The sequence below is a fragment of the Pseudomonas brassicacearum subsp. brassicacearum genome (assembly GCF_008801605.1).
Taxonomy (GTDB): Bacteria; Pseudomonadota; Gammaproteobacteria; order Pseudomonadales; family Pseudomonadaceae; genus Aquipseudomonas; species Aquipseudomonas brassicacearum.
The window spans coordinates 111,261-129,346 of record NZ_VZPJ01000005.1; the positions used below are offsets into that span (position 1 = coordinate 111,261).

At 61.3% G+C, this 18,086-nt stretch carries 14 protein-coding genes and 1 pseudogene; 4 read left to right on the plus strand and 11 right to left on the minus strand.

Going from position 1 to position 18,086, the window contains the following annotated elements:
* Nucleotides 1-60: 60 nt before the first annotated feature.
* Nucleotides 61-1,707, minus strand: a complete 1,647-nt coding sequence (gene treC / locus F7R20_RS13750; RefSeq protein ID WP_003198052.1) for an alpha,alpha-phosphotrehalase — start codon at nt 1,705-1,707, stop codon at nt 61-63.
* 72 nt (nt 1,708-1,779) lie between these two features.
* Nucleotides 1,780-3,222: a PTS system trehalose-specific EIIBC component gene (treP, locus tag F7R20_RS13755; RefSeq protein ID WP_003198050.1), complete on the minus strand. Its 1,443-nt coding sequence runs from the start codon at nt 3,220-3,222 to the stop codon at nt 1,780-1,782.
* Between the two features lie 245 nt (nt 3,223-3,467).
* On the opposite strand from treP, the gene treR reads away from it, so the two are divergent.
* Nucleotides 3,468-4,172, plus strand: coding sequence for a trehalose operon repressor (gene treR, locus F7R20_RS13760; protein WP_003198045.1), 705 nt, complete (start codon nt 3,468-3,470; stop codon nt 4,170-4,172).
* 177 nt (nt 4,173-4,349) lie between these two features.
* On the opposite strand, the gene F7R20_RS13765 is transcribed toward treR, so the two are convergent.
* The 6 genes and pseudogenes from F7R20_RS13765 to F7R20_RS13790 form a co-directional block, all read right to left on the minus strand.
* Nucleotides 4,350-4,874, minus strand: a complete 525-nt coding sequence (locus F7R20_RS13765; protein ID WP_003198043.1) for a helix-turn-helix transcriptional regulator — start codon at nt 4,872-4,874, stop codon at nt 4,350-4,352.
* Nucleotides 4,875-4,878: 4 nt separating this feature from the next.
* Nucleotides 4,879-5,153 (minus strand): annotated as a pseudogene (locus tag F7R20_RS13770) (hypothetical protein).
* 388 nt (nt 5,154-5,541) lie between these two features.
* Nucleotides 5,542-7,119, minus strand: a complete 1,578-nt coding sequence (gene guaA, locus F7R20_RS13775) for a glutamine-hydrolyzing GMP synthase (RefSeq protein WP_003198041.1) — start codon at nt 7,117-7,119, stop codon at nt 5,542-5,544.
* 79 nt (nt 7,120-7,198) lie between these two features.
* Nucleotides 7,199-8,668 carry an IMP dehydrogenase gene (guaB, locus tag F7R20_RS13780; protein WP_003198039.1) on the minus strand — a complete coding sequence of 490 codons (1,470 nt, stop codon included), beginning with the start codon at nt 8,666-8,668 and terminating at the stop codon, nt 7,199-7,201.
* A gap of 242 nt (nt 8,669-8,910) precedes the next feature.
* A complete protein-coding gene (locus F7R20_RS13785) occupies nt 8,911-9,459 on the minus strand; it encodes a hypothetical protein (protein WP_003198037.1) in 549 nt (182 codons plus the stop codon).
* A 70-nt stretch (nt 9,460-9,529) separates the two neighbouring features.
* Nucleotides 9,530-10,297, minus strand: coding sequence for a sulfite exporter TauE/SafE family protein (locus F7R20_RS13790; protein WP_003198035.1), 768 nt, complete (start codon nt 10,295-10,297; stop codon nt 9,530-9,532).
* Between the two features lie 220 nt (nt 10,298-10,517).
* Between F7R20_RS13790 and xseA the strand changes: the two genes are divergently transcribed.
* The 3 genes from xseA (at nt 10,518) to leuA (ending at nt 14,848) form a co-directional block, all read left to right on the plus strand.
* Nucleotides 10,518-11,897 carry an exodeoxyribonuclease VII large subunit gene (xseA, locus tag F7R20_RS13795; RefSeq protein ID WP_003198033.1) on the plus strand — a complete coding sequence of 460 codons (1,380 nt, stop codon included), beginning with the start codon at nt 10,518-10,520 and terminating at the stop codon, nt 11,895-11,897.
* 3 nt (nt 11,898-11,900) lie between these two features.
* Nucleotides 11,901-12,722, plus strand: a complete 822-nt coding sequence (locus tag F7R20_RS13800) for a peptidoglycan DD-metalloendopeptidase family protein (protein ID WP_003198031.1) — start codon at nt 11,901-11,903, stop codon at nt 12,720-12,722.
* A gap of 446 nt (nt 12,723-13,168) precedes the next feature.
* Entirely contained in the window at nt 13,169-14,848 is a 1,680-nt protein-coding gene (gene leuA / locus F7R20_RS13805; RefSeq protein WP_003198029.1) for a 2-isopropylmalate synthase, read from the plus strand.
* 598 nt (nt 14,849-15,446) lie between these two features.
* On the opposite strand, the gene F7R20_RS13810 is transcribed toward leuA, so the two are convergent.
* The 3 genes from F7R20_RS13810 to F7R20_RS13820 all read right to left on the minus strand — a co-directional run bounded on the left by F7R20_RS13810 (nt 15,447) and on the right by F7R20_RS13820 (nt 17,862).
* Nucleotides 15,447-15,866 carry a hypothetical protein gene (locus F7R20_RS13810; protein ID WP_003198027.1) on the minus strand — a complete coding sequence of 140 codons (420 nt, stop codon included), beginning with the start codon at nt 15,864-15,866 and terminating at the stop codon, nt 15,447-15,449.
* 68 nt (nt 15,867-15,934) lie between these two features.
* Entirely contained in the window at nt 15,935-16,726 is a 792-nt protein-coding gene (locus F7R20_RS13815) for an amidohydrolase (protein ID WP_003198024.1), read from the minus strand.
* Nucleotides 16,714-17,862, minus strand: coding sequence for a pyridoxal phosphate-dependent aminotransferase (locus F7R20_RS13820; protein ID WP_003198022.1), 1,149 nt, complete (start codon nt 17,860-17,862; stop codon nt 16,714-16,716). The genes F7R20_RS13815 and F7R20_RS13820 overlap by 13 nt, the downstream gene beginning before the upstream one ends.
* Between the last annotated feature and the right edge of the window lie 224 nt (nt 17,863-18,086).

Genomic DNA, 18,086 nt, shown 5'->3' on the forward strand with positions numbered 1-18,086 from the left:
GATGCGTCTGGCGCAACGTGTTCGCTGTCAGGCATTGCCTGGGTCAGGGGAAGTTTTTATTCAGTCGCTCAGGTGCAACACAAACGACTCGTAAGGCCGCAAGCGCAGCCGTCGGTATCGGTGTTCGCCGGCCTCGTAGTTGCCGATCACCCAGCGTTGTTTCGTGTCATGGGTGAGGACTCCTTCGGGCAGTTCCACCTCGCAGTCGCCTCCATAAAAATGGCTGACCACCAACAGGCGCTCGCCCTGCCCTTCGCGCAGGTACGCCCACACATGTGGATGTTCGGGCAATAGCAGGCGGTAGACGCCGTCCTGGATCAAGGCTTCGCTGCGGCGCAGGGCGATCAATTGACGGTAGTAATGCAGCACCGAGGTCGGGTCTTGCTGTTGCTGCTCGACGTTGATGAACGCGGCGTTGGCGGGCACGCCGATCCAGGGTTCGGCCCGGCTGAAACCTGCGTTCGGCCCGGCATTCCATTGCATCGGCGTGCGCCCGTTGTCACGGGATTTCTGCATGATCGATGCCATGGCGTTGGCCTCCGACACCCCGGCGTTGCGCTTGAGACGATAGATGTTCAGGGTTTCCACATCGCGATACTGCTCGATGTGCTCGAAGCCCGGATTGGTCATCCCCAACTCCTCGCCCTGGTACACGAACGGGGTGCCCTGGAGAAAGTGCAACGCCGTGGCGAGCATCTTCGCCGAAGGCTCGCGGTACTCGCCGTCATCACCGAACCGCGACACCACCCGCGGCTGGTCATGGTTACACCAGAACAGCGCATTCCAACCGTCACCGGCCTGCATGCCGACTTGCCAGTCGGACAGGATGCGTTTGAGTTCAAGAAAATCGAAGTCGGCCCGCACCCACTTTTGCAGGTTCGGGTAGTCCACCTTCAAGTGATGGAAATTGAACGTCATCGACAGTTCACGGGACGCCGGACACGAATAACGAACACAGTGTTCGAGACTGGTGGACGACATCTCGCCGACGTTGATCAGGTCGAACCCCTCGAAGACCTCCCGATGCATTTCCTGCAGGTAGCGATGCACGTTAGGACCGTCGGTATAAAAACGCCGGCCATCGGTATGATCGTCAGGGAAGTCGGCCGGCTTGGAGATCAGGTTGATCACATCGAGACGAAAGCCCCCCACCCCCTTGTCCCGCCAGAAACGCATCATCTTGAACACTTCGGCGCGCACCTGGGGGTTGTCCCAGTTCAGGTCGGCCTGGGTGTGGTCGAACAGGTGCAGGTAATACTGGCCGGTCTGCGCTTCGTACTCCCAGGCCGAGCCGCCGAACTTGGATTCCCAGTTGTTCGGCTGGTCCCGCCAGATATAGAAATCGCGGTACGGGTTGTCGAGGCTGCTGCGGGCGGCCTGGAACCAGGGATGCTCGATGGAGGTGTGATTGACCACGATGTCGAGCATCAGCTTGATACCGCGCTTGCTCGCTTCGGTAATCAATAATTCGCAATCGGCCATGGTGCCGTAGCTGGGGTCGATGGCGTAGTAGTCGCTGATGTCGTAGCCGTTGTCCCGTTGCGGCGAACGCAGGAACGGTGTCAGCCACAGGTAATCCACACCCAGCCAGTGCAGGTAGTCGAGCTTGTCCACCACCCCCAGCAAATCACCGGTGGCCTGGCCGCCATGGCTGTAGAAACTCTTGGGGTAGATCTGATAGATCACCGAGCGTTGCCAGTCTTGCATGTGCGTTTCCTTCAGTCTGTTTTGTACCGGCCTCACAGGCCTCATCGCGGGCAAGCCCGGCTCCCACAGGTGTCAGGCCACCCGATACCCCGGCCGGACGATCTTCATGCTCAACGCGCAGGTCAGGGCAAAGGGCACGCTCATGGCGATGACCATGCCGACCACGAACATCGGTATGTAATCGGGCACGATCGAAATGAAACCCGGCAGGCCCCCGACGCCAATCGCCGAGGCCTTGATCTTGTTCAGCGACAGGAAAATGCAGCCCAGGGCCGAGCCGGCCAGCGCGCAATAGAAAGGGAATTTGTAGCGCAGGTTGACGCCGAACATTGCCGGCTCGGTGATGCCGAAATAAGCGGAAATCGCCGACGTGGACGCCATGCTCTTGTCCCGCGCATTACGGGTCATGTAGAACACCGCCAGCGCCGCGCTGCCCTGGGCCAGGTTGGACATGACGATCATCGGCCAGATGAAGGTGCCACCCTGGGTCGAGATCAATTGCAGGTCCACCGCCAGGAACATGTGGTGCATGCCGGTCACCACCAGCGGCGCATAGAGCAGGCCGAAAATCGCCCCGCCAATCACCGGCGCCAGGTCGAACAGCGCCACCATGCCTTCGGTAATCAGGATGCCCAGGTGCCGGGTGACCGGACCGATGATGGCAAGGGCCAGTACACCGGTGATGACGATGGTGGTGATGGGGATCACGAGCAACTGGATGGCGTTGGGCACCCTGGCCCGCAACCATCGCTCGATCACGCTCATGACATAGGCCGCCAGCAGGATCGGCAGGATCTGCCCCTGGTAACCGACTTTCTCGATCCGGAACCAGCCGAAGATGTCGAAGTACGGCAGGCTCTGGCCTTCCAGCCCCGCCACGGCCTTGCCGTAGTTCCAGGCGTTGAGCAGGTCCGGGTGGACGAGCATCAGGCCCAGCACGATGCCAAGGATCTCACTGCCGCCGAAACGCTTGGCCGCCGACCAGCCCACCAGGGCCGGGAGAAAGACAAAGGAGGTATTGGCCATGAGGTTGATCAGGCTCCAGACGCCATCCAGGTGCGGATAGGCATCGAGCAACGTCTGCCCGGCAATGAACATGCCCTTGGCACCCAACAGGTTGTTGACGCCCATCAGCAGGCCGGCGATCACCAGGGCAGGCAAAATGGGCATGAACACATCGGACAGTACCCGCACCAGGCGCTGCATGCCGTTGCCCTTCTGCGCGCCCTGGCGCTTGACGTCGGCAATGGTCGCGGCGGCCAGGCCCGTCAGCTCGCGCAGGGCGGCATAGACCTTTTCCACCTCGCCCGGGCCAATGACCACCTGGAACAGGCCACCGGTAAAAAACGAACCCTTGACCAGGTCGATCTGGTTCAGCGTGGCACTGTCCACCCGGGCCGCGTCCTTGAGGGACAGGCGCAGGCGCGTCACGCAATGGGCCGCCTGCTCGATATTGTCGACGCCACCCAAGCTTTGCAGCAGCTCGCTGGCGATTTTGGAGTAATCGTGGCTCATGCTTTTTTCTTCCGCGTCATTCTTGTTATTGAGAGTCGACAGCACGTGGAAGAGAAAGTACTCGTCTGTACGAGTTAAATCAACAACTCGTACAGACGAGTTTTGTTTTTGTTTATGATGAGCCTCCGAAAAACCGGGAAACGTCCTACGCTCCTGTCGTCAAATAATGACAGCCGAATGGACAACTCCCCCACTTGGCCCGTAAGGTTCCGCCCCGGTGAACAGCGCGGTACAGAGCCCTCTCCATGAGCAAATACAACCAGATCTACAACGATCTGCTGACCAGCATTACCACCGAACGCCTGGAGCGAGGCGCTCGCCTGCCCTCCGAAACCGAACTGATGGACAGCTATCAGGCCAGCCGTGGCACGGTGCGCAAGGCCATCGAACAACTCCAGGAGCGCGGCTTCGCCCAGAAGATCCATGGCAAGGGCACCTTTGTGCTGTCGACCCAGCCCATCGAATTCCAGCTCGGCGGCATCGTCAGCTTCCAGGAGACCTACCCGCGCCTGGGCAACGATGTCAGCACCGAAGTGGTCGAGTTCAGCCAGTTTCCGTTGGAAGGAGCGCTGCTCGAACACATCAAGGCCCCCGCCGGGAGCCCGATCACCCGCATCAAGCGGGTCCGGCGAATCGACGGCAAGCGCGTGATCCTGGACATCAACCACTTCGTCAGCGACGTGATCCCTGGCCTGACCCGCGACATCGCCATGCAGTCGATCTACGCCTTCATCGAACAGACCCTGCACCTGCAAATCGCCTACGCCCAGCGCACCATCGAAGCAGTCCGCTGCGGCAAGGACGACCAGCAACACCTGGACCTCGACGGCCAGAGCCATGTGATCGTGGTCAGCAACCAGACCTTTCTCCAGGACGGCCGACAGTTCGAGTACACCGAATCGCGGCATACGCTGGACAAGTTTTATTTTTCGGATGTGGCGCGGCGTTGATTTCGGCCCATACCCCTACCTGTTGCAGCGCGGGCATTCCAGAAATGATGTCGTGCACCTGATCTTGTAGCTAACGGTTAAGGTTGTAAAAAAACGATTAGATAACAAGAGTCGCGCACAAAAACGATTACTCCTGCCAACCGGCTCGTCAAACTGAGGAGAGGCTGAGCATGACTATCACCCAACCAAAGCTTCCAACTCTTCGCAAGCCATACCAGGTAACCGTCGACCTTCTTTCGCAACGTTGACCTGCAACGCCACCTGGGCCACATCCAACACATTCTTGGTAAGCGAATAGCTGCCCTTGGCCTGCAGCCAGGTCAGCACGTCTGCCAAATGCCAGATAGAAGCACTCCCCTCGTGCACCGGCGTTGGGAAGCTATCTGGATGAGCCAACATCAGCTTGCGCATGTTCTGCCGAGACACACCTACGATCTCAGCTACATCGGTCAGCCCTACCAAATCAGGCGCTACCTCGATCAATTTGACCGACGGCACCGCGCGATGGACGTCGGCCAGAGCACTAAGCACTGCCTTGACCGCATCAGGAGCATCGCGAGTGAACTCAAGCGCCAGTCGCCCCGGCTGCCCGATGCCGACCAGGGCATCGTCGCAGCCCGCTTCTCCCAAGCGCTCGATCAGTTCATCCATGGCACAGCCATCGTCAGCAAGCTGATATTTCAAGGTAAAAATATAGTCCATTGTTCTATTGCTCAGCATCGTCATCAGCCTCACGCCGATTGCGATGCGCAGTGCAATTGTCCACGACGCGTCGCATGCTCGCGCATGGTTGCCAGGGTTCTTCGGCGTGCACCATATCGAGGTGATGCAGAACTCGCCGCAGCGGCACGTCTCATCGTTGTACGGGCAATAAACCCGTCCCCAGGCGTGACTGCCGCCAACTTCTATGCACCACCCCTGCCCTTCGGCATGCCTAAGCGCTTCTTCGATTTCTTTCTTCGGGTGCGTTGGACGAATCATCCGTGATCTTCAGTATTCGCATGAGTCGCCAGATTGTCAGATGACAACCTAAGCATCCGCTTCAAGCGGCGCCACTCAGCAGCGTCTCAAACGAGGAGATAGGTTGGCATGTGACAGGTCCTCGTGAACCGTACGGTGAAATACTCTTGGGGCCATGCCGCCCGATGATAAGCGTTTCCGGAACACCGCTAAGGCGGGTAATCGTAGCGAACGGTGACGGCACCGCCCTCCCAATACCGTCACGCTAGGTCACCACGGGCGGAAGCTGATGAAGCCTGGAATTGAGCCAAAATGAAAAAAGCCCCATGGAAGTTATCCACAGGGCTTTTGTTCAAAACGGGCGCCAGGGCCAATAGTGGCCGTCAGCAGTCAGATATCTAAGCCTGACTCATTCCCACTCAATCGTCGCCGGCGGCTTGCTCGACACGTCATACGTCACGCGCGAGATACCTTCGATTTCATTGATGATGCGCCCGGAAACGGTTTCCAGCAGCTCGTACGGCAGGTGTGCCCAGCGCGCGGTCATGAAGTCGATGGTTTCCACGGCACGCAGGGCCACGACCCAGGCGTAACGACGGCCATCGCCGACCACGCCCACCGATTTCACTGGCTGGAACACCACGAACGCCTGGCTGACCTTGTGGTACCAGTCGGCCTTGCGCAGTTCTTCGATGAAGATGTGGTCGGCGCGACGCAGCAGGTCGGCGTATTCCTTCTTCACTTCACCGAGGATCCGCACGCCCAGGCCCGGGCCCGGGAATGGGTGACGGTAGACCATGTCGTACGGCAGGCCCAGCTCCAGGCCGAGGCGACGCACTTCGTCCTTGAACAGTTCGCGCAGCGGCTCGACCAGCTTGAGGTTCATCTCTTCCGGCAGGCCACCGACGTTGTGGTGGGACTTGATCACGTGGGCCTTGCCGCTCTTGGCGCCGGCCGACTCGATCACGTCGGGGTAGATGGTGCCCTGGGCCAGGTACTTGATGTTGTCCAGCTTGTTGGACTGGGCATCGAACACGTCGATGAAGGTGCGGCCGATGATCTTGCGCTTCTTCTCCGGGTCGGACTCGCCGGCCAGGTTGTTCAGGAACTGCTCTTCGGCGTTGGCGCGGATCACTTTGACGCCCATGTTCTCGGCGAACATGGCCATCACTTGCTCGCCTTCGTGCAGGCGCAGCAGGCCGTTGTCGACGAAGACGCAGGTCAGTTGGTCGCCAATGGCCTTGTGCAGCAGCGCGGCAACCACCGAGGAATCGACACCGCCAGACAGGCCCAGCAGCACGTTGTCGGTGCCAACCTGGGCGCGCACCTGGGCGATGGCATCTTCAGCGATTTTCGACGGGGTCCACAGGGCTTCGCACTCGCAGATGTCGAGGATGAAGCGCGACAAGATGCGGCCGCCCTGCTTGGTGTGGGTCACTTCAGGGTGGAACTGCACGCCGTAGTAACGGCGATCATCGTTGAACATGCCGGCAATCGGGCAGCTCGGGGTGCTGGCCAGGATGTGGAAGTCTTCCGGCATCCTGGTGACCTTGTCACCGTGGCTCATCCACACGTCCAGGCCGAACAGGCCGTCGGCGTCGACGTGGTCCTCGATGCCGTCCAGCAGGCGGCTCTTGCCGACTACGTCAACGCGGGCATAACCGAACTCACGCAGGTCCGAACCTTCGACCTTGCCGCCCAGCTGTTCAGCCATGGTCTGCATGCCGTAGCAGATACCGAAGACGGGCACGCCCAGGTCGAACACGGCTTGCGGGCAGCGCGGGCTGTCGGCTTCGTGCACGGACTCGGGGCCGCCGGCGAGGATGACGCCTTTAGGCGCGAATTCGCGAATCGCTTCATCATCCATGTCGAACGGATGCAATTCGCAGTACACACCGATTTCACGCACGCGGCGGGCGATCAGCTGGGTGTACTGGGAACCGAAGTCGAGGATCAGGATGCGGTGAGCGTGAATGTCGAGGGCCATGACTCATTCTCATGTAGTGAATCAGAAACAACTCGGGGCTGAATGAACAGCCCCGGTGATTAACGTTTTGCTGGAAGCCTTAACCTACGCGGTAGTTCGGCGCTTCCTTGGTGATCTGCACGTCGTGGACATGGGACTCGGCCATGCCAGCGCCGGTGATACGCACGAATTCCGGCTTGGTGCGCATCTCTTCGATGTTGGCGCTGCCGGTGTAGCCCATGGAAGAACGCAGGCCGCCCATCAGTTGATGGATGATGGCGCTCAGGGTGCCTTTGTACGGCACGCGACCTTCGATGCCTTCCGGCACCAGCTTCTCGGCACCCGCGGAGGAGTCCTGGAAGTAACGGTCGGAAGAGCCCTGGGCCTGGGACATGGCGCCCAGCGAACCCATGCCGCGATAAGCCTTGTAGCTACGGCCCTGGAACAGCTCGATCTCGCCCGGCGCTTCTTCGGTACCGGCGAACATCGAACCCATCATCACGCAGGAGGCACCGGCTACGATGGCCTTGGACAGGTCACCGGAGAACCGGATACCGCCGTCGGCGATCAACGGCACGCCAGTGCCTTCAAGGGCGGCGGCGACGTTGGCGATGGCACTGATCTGCGGCACGCCGACACCGGCAACGATACGGGTGGTGCAGATCGAGCCAGGGCCGATACCGACCTTGACCGCGTCGGCGCCGGCTTCGGCCAGGGCCTTGGCGGCAGCGCCGGTGGCGATGTTGCCGCCGATCACCTGCACTTCAGGGAAGTTCTGCTTGACCCAGCGAACGCGGTCGATCACGCCTTTGGAGTGGCCGTGGGCGGTGTCGACCACCACCACGTCAACACCGGCACTGACCAGGGCGGCGACACGGTCACCGGTGTCCTTGCCGGTGCCGACCGCAGCGCCGACGCGCAGACGACCTTGGTCGTCCTTGCTCGCCAGCGGGTAGGCCTTGGCTTTTTCGATGTCGTTGACGGTCATCATGCCCTTGAGGGCGAATTTGTCGTCGACGATCAGCACGCGCTCGATGCGGTGCTTGTGCAGCAACTCGCGGACTTCTTCCTTGTTGGTGCCTTCCTTGACCGTGACCAGGCGCTCTTTAGGCGTCATCACTTGGCGGACGCTGGCATCCAGGCGATTCTCGAAACGCACGTCGCGGGAGGTGACGATGCCGACCAGGTCGCCATCGTGCAGCACCGGAACGCCGGAGATGTTGTGCATGCGGGTCAGTTCGAACAGATCCCGGACCGTGGCGTCAGCCTCGATGGTGATCGGATCCTTGACCACGCCAGCCTCGAACCGCTTGACCTTGCGCACTTCGGCGGCCTGCTGTTCGATGGTCATGTTCTTGTGGATGATACCGATACCGCCTTCCTGGGCCATGGCAATAGCCAGACGGGCTTCGGTCACGGTGTCCATGGCGGCGGAAACCAGGGGGATATTCAGTTCGATGCCACGGGTGAGACGGGTTTTGAGACTGACTTCGTTAGGCAGTACTTCGGAATAACCGGGCACTAGGAGAATGTCGTCGAAGGTCAGAGCTTCTTGGCTGATACGCAGCATCGCGGGGGCTCCCGAGCGGGAAAATGGAAGCGCGCCATTATACTCATGGACCCCGTCTGGCTCAATGTAAAACTCTGTCTATTATTGCCGGGCTGATTGACGGGCTAAATCACTGCCCTACTGCCAGCACATTCCCTGTGGGAGCGAGCTTGCTCGCGATGGCGGCGTATCAGTCAACACCGCACCAACTGACCCGACGCCATCGCGAGCAAGCTCGCTCCCACACTCGCTCATCGGTGTCCTTACAACTCCACCTTCACCCAACTCACCGGCTGATCGAGCCAATCGGCGAACTCATCGAGAAAGTCCTGCTTGAACCCCGCCTCCAGCCAGTTGTTGAAGATGAACCCCAGGTTGGAAAAGCCGCAGGGCTGCAGGAACAGGAAGCCGTTGATGTCGTCTTCATGACCGCATTCGGGGCAAGTGAAGTTGTCGGTGCGCGCCGGCATCCAGTCTTCGAGGCTTTCGAACAGCGCTTCGCCGACTTCCTTGCGGCACTCGGCGCAACCGGCTTCTTCGAGAAAGCCCTTGGCCGGTGTATAGATGCAGCGCTTGGTGATGATCTCCAGGCCATTGATCGCTTCACCGAACGGCAAGGCTTCGGGATGCAGGACCACCTCGCGGGCTCCGGGGGCGATGGCGTGGGCCATGCGATTGCCGGTGCGCCCGCAGGTGGTCAGTTGTTCTTCGACGATATTCTTGCGCACCAGCCAGCGCACGATCGCCCGGGCCCGAGGCTCGTGGACCGGCAGGGTGGAAATTTTCGGAACGATGATGCTTTGCGAGTTCATGGCGAGGCCTGGCTGTTTCCCTGGCAGGGTCTGATCAAAGGCCGGCAGCTTAATCCCTGGCGGGGCCAGGTCAAGCACTCAGGTAGCGCCCGATCAACGCGAGGCCGCTGGCAAGCACCAGCCAGGTGACCAGCCGCACGAATGCCTCTCGCGACATCTTCATGGTCAAGCGACGCCCTACCCACAACCCCAGCGCCATGGCCGGCAACAAACACAGCGCCAGTACCAACAAGGGTAGCTCGGCATAGACCCCGGCCACGATAAACAGACTCAGGCGCACCACGGTGCTGCAACTGATCAGGGCACTTTGCGTGGCTCGGGCCGGGTCCTTGGGCAAGCGACTGTTCAGGTAGATGGCATATAAAAAGCCGCCACTGCCAAACAACGCGCCGAACATCCCGCCCACCGTGCCCATCGGAACCGCCCACAGCGATGACAACTGCGTCGGCCGGGTCTTGATCAGCAGGCTGTAGATCGCATAGCAACTGATGAACACCCCCATCAGCAGCAACAACAGGTCGGACTTGAGGTTGAGCAGGAAAATCACCCCGAGGGTGCAGCCCAGCGCCATGCACGGCAACAACCGCAGCAGCTCCGGCCGGGACACGTCCCGACGCGACGGCAGCAAGTTGCCGAAGGCCGCGACAAAATCCAGCAAGACCAGCAGCGGGACGATTTTCGACAGGGGCATGAACAGCAGCAGAATGGGCGCGGCCACCAGCGCTGTGCCGAACCCGGCGATACCGAAGACGATATAGGCCAGGGCAATGGCCGAGCCGATCACCAGCCATTGCGTGGGGGCAAATGCCCATTGGCCCAACCATGGGAGAAGACTCATCCGGCACTTCCTTGATGGCGAAAGCGGCGACTTTAGCCAGATGCGGGGGGTTACTTCCAGCATTTGTGGTGATTGGCCTATCGCTATCGCGAGCAAGCTCGCTCCCACATTCGATCTTCAGTGCGACATAGATCTCCTGTGGGAGCGAGCTTGCTCGCGATGCAGGCAACCCGGTCTAATTGTCTGCACACCATCGGCGAATCCCCTTATCATGCCGCCCATGATTAAAGATCCCTTTGCCCGACTGGGCCTGGACCGCGAGGTCCTGACTGTCAGCCAGCTCAACGGCCGTGCGCGGGTGTTGCTTGAAGACGTGTTCAGCAACATCTGGGTCGAGGGCGAAATCTCCAACCTCGCCCGTCCGGCCTCCGGCCATGTGTACTTCACCCTCAAGGACAGTGGCGCCCAGGTGCGTTGTGCGCTGTTCCGGCAGAATGCCGCGCGGGTGCGCCAGGCCTTGAAAGACGGGCTGGCGGTGAAAGTGCGCGGCAAGGTCTCGCTGTTCGAAGGCCGTGGCGACTATCAACTGATCCTCGACACCGTCGAGCCGGCCGGCGATGGCGCACTGCGCCTGGCCTTCGATGCCTTGAAGGAAAAGCTCAGCGCCGAAGGCCTGTTCAGCGCCGAACGCAAGGTGCCGTTGCCGGCCCATCCGCAACGCATCGGTATTATCAGTTCACCCACGGGCGCGGTGATCCGCGACATCATCAGCGTGTTCCGTCGCCGCGCGCCGCAGATTGCCCTGACCCTGATTCCCACTGCCGTGCAAGGCCGCGAAGCCACCGCACAAATCGTCCGCGCCCTGAAGCTGGCCGACGCCCGTGGTTTCGATGCGCTGATCCTGGCCCGGGGCGGCGGTTCGCTGGAAGACTTGTGGTGCTTCAACGAAGAAGCCGTGGCCCGGGCGGTGGATGCCTGCGTCACGCCGATCGTCAGCGCCGTAGGCCATGAGACCGACGTGTCCATCAGCGATTTCGTCGCCGACGTACGCGCCCCGACCCCGTCCGCCGCCGCCGAACTGCTGGCCCCGGATGCCGGCGACCTGGTGCGTCGGGTCGAAAGCCTGCATCGCCGGCTGGTGATGCGCATGCGTGACCGGCTGATGCGCGATCAACTGCGTCTCGAAGGCCTCACCCGACGCCTGCGTCACCCCGGCGAACGCCTGCGCCAGCAAGCCCAGCGCCTCGACGACCTGGACATGCGCATGCGCCGGGCGTTCGAGCGCAGCCTCAATACCCGCCGCGAACGCCTGATCCGCCTGGAAACCCGCCTGGCCGGGCAACATCCGGGCCGGCAACTGGCCTTGCTGCGCCAGCGCCTGGACAGCCTGGCCGAACGCCTGCCCCGGGCCATGCGCGAAGGTCTGAAAAACCGCCGCGTGCAATTGCACAACCAGATGCAGACGCTGCACATTGTCAGCCCCCTGGCGACCCTCGGCCGCGGCTACAGCATTTTGCTCGACGAACGCGGCCAGGCGATCCGCAGTGCCGGGCAAACCCAGACCGGCCAGCGCCTGACCGCCAAGCTCGGCGAAGGCGAATTGCTGGTACGGGTCGAAGACAATCACCTGACGCCGGTCACCCTTTCTTTACTGGATTGATTCATGCCGCGATATCTCGCCCCCTTGCTCTTGCTGTGCCTGACCTTCAACGCCCACGCCGACAGTTACATTACCCGCCTGCTGAACAAACCAGTGCCCGGCGGCGTGGCCGTGGTAGACCTGGGCAGCGCCGCCAAGGCACCGAAAGCCAGTTACCAGGGCAAGCCGGTGCTGGTGGTCAAGGAACAGGACAACTGGCTGGCGATTGTCGGCATCCCGCTGACGGTCCAGCCCGGCACGCAGCAGATCAGCAGTGGCGGCGGCACCCAGCCGTTCGTGGTCGGCTACAAGAAGTACCCCGAGCAACACATCACCCTGAAGAATAAGCGCCAGGTCAACCCGAACCCGGCGGACCTCAAGCGCATCGACGCCGAGCTGACGGTGCAACTGAAGGCTTATCGCAGCTTCAGCCCGAACATCCCCAGCAACCTGCTGCTGGACAAACCGGTCGACGGCCCGCTGTCGAGCAAGTTCGGCGTGCGCCGCTTCTTCAACGGCGAAGAGCGCAACCCCCACGCCGGCCTGGACTTCGCCGTGCCCGCCGGCACGCCGATCAAGACCCCGGCCGCCGGCAAGGTGATCCTCACCGGCAACTACTTCTTCAATGGCAACACCGTGTTCGTCGACCATGGCCAGGGCTTCATCAGCATGTTCTGCCACATGTCGAAGATCGACGTGAAGGTCGGCCAGCAACTGGCCCGGGGCACCGTGGTGGGCAAGGTCGGCGCCACCGGCCGCGCGACGGGGCCGCACATGCACTGGAACATCAGCCTGAACGATGCGCGGGTGGATCCGGCGATTTTTATCGGAGCTTTCCAACCCTGAATGGGATGGTGGGGCTACTGGCCTCATCGCGAGCAAGCTCGCTCCCACATTTGATCTTCAGTGCGACATAGATCTCCTGTGGGAGCGAGCTTGCTCGCGATGACGGCAGCCGCATCACCCCCTCCTTTGAATTGCCAAGCTCAAAACATCGACGCAATTTCTGACATCCGTACCTGATACATGCGCGATTAAATCTCGCAAACCCGCCTAAAAGCAGAACTTATCTCAATTTTTTCCGACTGCTTGCGATCCTCTCCTCACGCGGTTAGGGTTGAAGGCATGAAAACCTCTCACACCCTCATTCAGCTTCGCCAGCACCGCAGCCTGTGCCTCGTCAGCGCACGACTGCCGGGCTGAATCGCGGCACCTCGTCCCGGCTGTGAAGCCACCCCCATCGAACCACCGGCAGGCCGCCTCTTTCCGGCCACGACAATAAGGATTTCCCCATGAGCATGCTCAAAGACCCGTCTTCCAAATACCGTGCTTTCCCGACGATCAACCTGCCGGACCGCACCTGGCCGTCGAAGACCATCACCGCCGCGCCGATCTGGTGCAGCTCCGACCTGCGTGACGGCAACCAGTCGCTGATCGAGCCGATGGACGCGGTCAAGAAGCTGCGCTTCTGGAAAACCCTCGTCGCGGTGGGCGTGAAGGAAATCGAAGCTTCGTTCCCAGCCGCTTCGCAGACCGACTTCGACTTCGTGCGCACCCTCATCGAAGAAGGCCACATCCCGGACGACACCACCATCCAGGTGCTGACCCAGGCCCGTGAAGACCTGATCGCCCGTACGTTCGAATCCCTGCGCGGCGCGAAAAAGGCCATCGTTCACCTGTACAACGCCACCTGCCCGTCGTTCCGCCGCATCGTGTTCAACCAGGACAAGGAAGGCGTGAAGGAAATCGCGGTGAACGCGGCCAAGCTGTTCGTCAAATACGCCGCGCAGCAACCGGAAACCCAATGGCAGTTCGAATACTCGCCAGAGACTTTCAGCGCCACTGAGCTGGAGTTCGCCAAGGAAGTCTGCGACGCGGTGATCGAAGTCTGGAATCCGACGCCAGAGCGCAAGGTGATCCTCAACCTGCCCGCTACCGTGGAAGTCGCCACGCCGAACATCTACGCCGACCAGATCGAGTGGTTCCACCGCAACATCACCCGTCGTGACAGCGTGCTGATCAGCCTGCACACCCACAACGACCGTGGCACCGGCGTAGCCGCTACCGAGCTGGGCCTGATGGCCGGCGCCGACCGTGTCGAAGGCTGCCTGTTCGGCAACGGCGAACGCACCGGTAACGTCGACCTGGTGACCGTGGCGCTGAACCTCTACACCCAGGGTATCAACCCTGAGCTGGACTTCTCCGACATCGACGGCGTGCGCAAAGTGGTCGAGGAATGCAACCAGATCCCGGTACACCCGCGTCATCCGTACGTTGGCGACCTGGTCCACACCGCGTTCTCCGGCTCGCACCAGGACGCCATCCGCAAGGGCTTCGCCCAGCAGAAATCGGACGGTCTGTGGGAAGTGCCTTACCTGCCGATCGACCCGGCCGACATTGGCCGCAGCTACGAGGCGGTGATTCGCGTCAATAGTCAGTCGGGCAAGGGCGGCATCGCCTACCTGCTGGAACAGGAATACGGCATCAGCCTGCCGCGTCGCATGCAGATCGAGTTCAGCCAGGTAGTACAGCGCGAAACCGATCGCCTGGGCCTGGAAATGACTGCCCAGCAGATCCACGCCCTGCTGCAGCGTGAATACCTGCAAGCCAACACCCCGTACGCGCTGGTCAGCCATCGCCTGCAGGAAGAAAACGGCAACAGCGCCGTGGAAGTGGAAGTGGCGAGCAAGGGCCAGGGCGAGACCAACCTGCACTGGCGCGGCAAGGGCAACGGCGCGCTGGAAGCCCTGGTGGCCGGCCTGCCAATTCCGGTGGAGATCATGGACTACAACGAACACGCCATCGGCGCCGGCACCAATGCCAAGGCGGCGGCGTACATCGAACTGCGGGTCAACGGCGAGCGTGCGGTGCACGGCGTGGGCATTGATGAGAACATCACCACCGCCAGCTTCAAGGCGCTGTTCAGTGCACTGAACCGTTCCCTGAGCCAGCCGGAAGCCAAAGCGGCCTGATCGGTCGCTGAAAAATCAAAAAGGCCCCGGGGTGTGAACCCTGGGGCCTTTTTGTTTGGCTGATGGTTTTGTGTGGTCTGGTAGGGCCTCATCGCGAGCAAGCTCGCTCCCACATTTGGATAGCAGCGCTGCCCCCCCCTGTGGGAGCGAGCTTGCTCGCGATGGCGGTCTGTCAGACAACCAAAATGTCAGGCATGGGTATCGATCGAGACAGTCATTGCCTGCAACAGAGCGGCCTGCAGGGTCTGCAATGTGGCTTGGGTCGCCATGATCTGAGTCTGGATCGCCATGGTTTCCTGAGCTTTCTGCTCCTCCCACATTTGGATAGCGGCGCTGCCCCCCCCTGTGGGAGCGAGCTTGCTCGCGATGGCGGTCTGTCAGACAACCAAAATGTCAGGCATGGGTATCGATCGAGACAGTCATTGCCTGCAACAGAGCGGCCTGCAGGGTCTGCAATGTGGCTTGGGTCGCCATGATCTGAGTCTGGATCGCCATGGTTTCCTGAGCTTTCTGCTCCTCCCACATTTGGATAGCGGCGCTGCCCCCCCCTGTGGGAGCGAGCTTGCTCGCGATGGCGGCCTGTCAGACAACCAAAATGTCAGGCATGGGTATCGATCGAGACAGTCATTGCCTGCAACAGAGCGGCCTGCAGGGTCTGCAATGTGGCTTGGGTCGCCATGATCTGAGTCTGGATCGCCATGGTTTCCTGAGCTTTCTGCTCCTCATCAGCCCGGCTTTTTTGCACCCGAGCTAGCTGGGCTTGCTGTTCGGCCAGCAACTTCTCGGTCTGTTCGATCTGCTTCTTCAGTTGTTCGATGACATCGCCGCTGCCGCTGCTGCCACCCGCACCTGCGATATTCGCGCCGCTGGTGTCGACTTCCAATTTCTTGTCTTTGTCTTCGCTGCTGTCAGTCGATGCCACTGGACTGACCGCTTTCTCTTCTTCAGCCCCACGGATGGAGACTTTAGGGGCTGACAATGGATAAGGGTTGACGGTGGTTGCGCTGATACTGGTCATAGGGACTTCTCCTTGGCTGACCGGTTATCGGCACGCAACACCGTTCCTGAAGGGTTGAAACGTTTCAGTTAGATGAATTCGAACGAGTCGGCATCCAGGTTCGCCGGAAACCGCGTGCGATACGCCGCCAGGTCCGCTGCGTTCAAGCACACCTTGAACACACCATCCGCCTCGCCGGCGCTGAGCAAGCTCTCGCCCTGGAAATCCAGCACCTGGCTGTCACCGGTGTAGGCGAAGCCCTTGCCGTCGGTGCCAACACGGTTTACCGCCGCCACGTAGCACAGGTTCTCGATCGCCCGGGCCGGCAACAGCCGATTCCAGTGCAGACGCCGCGCCCCGGGCCAGTTGGCGGTGTACAGCAGCAGGTCGGTGTCCTCGGCGTCGCGGCTCCAGACCGGGAAGCGCAGGTCGTAGCAAATCAGCGGACGAATCCGCCAGCCCTTGAGTTCGAACAGCACCTGTCGCTCACCCGGGGTGTAGTGGTTGTGCTCCCCCGCCATGCGAAACAGATGGCGCTTGTCGTAATGCAGCACCTCTCCATCCGGCCGCGCCCAGAGCAGGCGATTGCGATGGCTGCCGTCAGCGGCCTGGATGATCACACTGCCGGTGATCACCGCGTCCAGCTTCGCAGCCTGGGCTTTGAGCCATTGGCGCGTCGGGCCGTTCTCCGGCTCCGCCAGGGTCTCGGACTCCATGGAGAAACCGGTGGTGAACATCTCCGGCAGGATGATCAGGTCAGCCCCGCGCGCCTGCTCAAGCAGCGCTTCAAAATGCTCCAGGTTGGCCCGGCGGTCGTGCCAGGCCAGGGTGGTCTGGACCAGGGCAATGTCGAGGTCTGGCAATGTACTCAAATCACGCATAGCTTTTGCGCCGCTTCGCGCAGCGTCTCCTCGCGTTTGGCAAAGCACAGGCGCACCAGGCGCTGGCCTTGTGGTGGGTGCTGGTAAAACACCGAGATCGGAATCGTCGCCACGCCATGCTCACGGGTCATCCACACCGCCATGTCGACGTCATTCAGGTCCGGGCGAATCTGCGAATAGTCCACCAACTGGAAATAAGTGCCGGTCACGCGCTTGAAGCTGAACCGCGACGGGGCCAGCAAATCGCAGAACAGGTCGCGCTTGGCCTGGTAGAAGTCCGGCAGCTCATCGACGTGTTCCGGATGCTCGGCCATATAGTCGGCCAGGGCGTACTGCAAGGGCGTCACGCCGCAGAAGCTGACGTACTGGTGCACCTTGCGCAGTTCCGCCGTCAGGGCCGCTGGCGCCACCACGTAGCCGGTTTTCCAGCCGGTGACGTGGTAGGTCTTGCCGAACGAACTGACCACGAAGGCGCGGCGGTATAGCTCTTCATGGGCCAGGACACTGGCGTGGGCGACGCCATCGAACACCAGGTGTTCGTAGACCTCGTCGCTGACCAGGTAGATGTCACGGTCGCGAATCAGCGTCGCCAATTGATCCAGTTCGGCGCGGCTGATCAGCGCACCACTGGGGTTGTGCGGCGAGTTGAGGATGATCATGCGTGTACGCGGGCTCAGGGCTTCGCCGAGCTTCTCGAAGTCGATGGCGAAATCATCCAGGCCCAATGGCACGTGCACGCAACGCCCCCCGGCCAATAGCACGGCGGGCTCGTAGCTGTCGTAGCTGGGGTCGAAGACGATCACTTCGTCGCCGCTGTGGACCACCGCCGCGATGGCACAGAAAATCGCCTGGGTCGCGCCCGGGGTCACGGTGACTTCCTGATCGGCATCGACACTGGCGCCGTAGCTGCGGGCGATCTTCGCCGCGATTTGCTGGCGCAGCGCCGGCAGGCCGGTCATGGGCGAATACTGGTTATGGCCTTGGGCAATGTGCCGGCCGACCGCATCGCGCAGGGCCTGCGGACCATCGAAATCGGGAAAGCCCTGGGACAGGTTCAGCGCGCCCGTCTGCGCGGCGAGCTGGGACATCTGGGTGAAAATAGTGATGCCGACATTCGGCAACTTGCTGGTGATCATGAAGGGTCCCTGCTCTGCACCCGGCTCTGGTGCGGCGCGGGAGAGCTCGAGGATAGCCCAATCGCCGGGCATGAAAAAGGGTGCCACCCAGGGCACCCTTCTCATGCTGAAGACTCATGCCCTGTGGGAGCCAGAGCTGTGGTAGGCAAGACTGTGAGGCCAAGACTGTGGGAGCAAGGCCTTGCTCCCACAGTTCCATAGGTCCACAGGTCCAGATCCCAGAT

Coding starts and splice junctions, on each gene's coding strand:
- leuA (WP_003198029.1), top strand. CDS start 13,169: ATGAGCATGCTCAAAGACCCGTCTTCCAAATACCGTGCTTTCCCGACG.
- F7R20_RS13800 (WP_003198031.1), top strand. CDS start 11,901: ATGCCGCGATATCTCGCCCCCTTGCTCTTGCTGTGCCTGACCTTCAAC.
- guaB (WP_003198039.1), bottom strand. CDS start 8,668: ATGCTGCGTATCAGCCAAGAAGCTCTGACCTTCGACGACATTCTCCTA.
- guaA (WP_003198041.1), bottom strand. CDS start 7,119: ATGGCCCTCGACATTCACGCTCACCGCATCCTGATCCTCGACTTCGGT.
- F7R20_RS13765 (WP_003198043.1), bottom strand. CDS start 4,874: ATGGACTATATTTTTACCTTGAAATATCAGCTTGCTGACGATGGCTGT.
- treR (WP_003198045.1), top strand. CDS start 3,468: ATGAGCAAATACAACCAGATCTACAACGATCTGCTGACCAGCATTACC.
- F7R20_RS13820 (WP_003198022.1), bottom strand. CDS start 17,862: ATGATCACCAGCAAGTTGCCGAATGTCGGCATCACTATTTTCACCCAG.
- F7R20_RS13785 (WP_003198037.1), bottom strand. CDS start 9,459: ATGAACTCGCAAAGCATCATCGTTCCGAAAATTTCCACCCTGCCGGTC.
- F7R20_RS13815 (WP_003198024.1), bottom strand. CDS start 16,726: ATGCGTGATTTGAGTACATTGCCAGACCTCGACATTGCCCTGGTCCAG.
- treC (WP_003198052.1), bottom strand. CDS start 1,707: ATGCAAGACTGGCAACGCTCGGTGATCTATCAGATCTACCCCAAGAGT.
- F7R20_RS13810 (WP_003198027.1), bottom strand. CDS start 15,866: ATGACCAGTATCAGCGCAACCACCGTCAACCCTTATCCATTGTCAGCC.
- treP (WP_003198050.1), bottom strand. CDS start 3,222: ATGAGCCACGATTACTCCAAAATCGCCAGCGAGCTGCTGCAAAGCTTG.
- xseA (WP_003198033.1), top strand. CDS start 10,518: ATGATTAAAGATCCCTTTGCCCGACTGGGCCTGGACCGCGAGGTCCTG.
- F7R20_RS13790 (WP_003198035.1), bottom strand. CDS start 10,297: ATGAGTCTTCTCCCATGGTTGGGCCAATGGGCATTTGCCCCCACGCAA.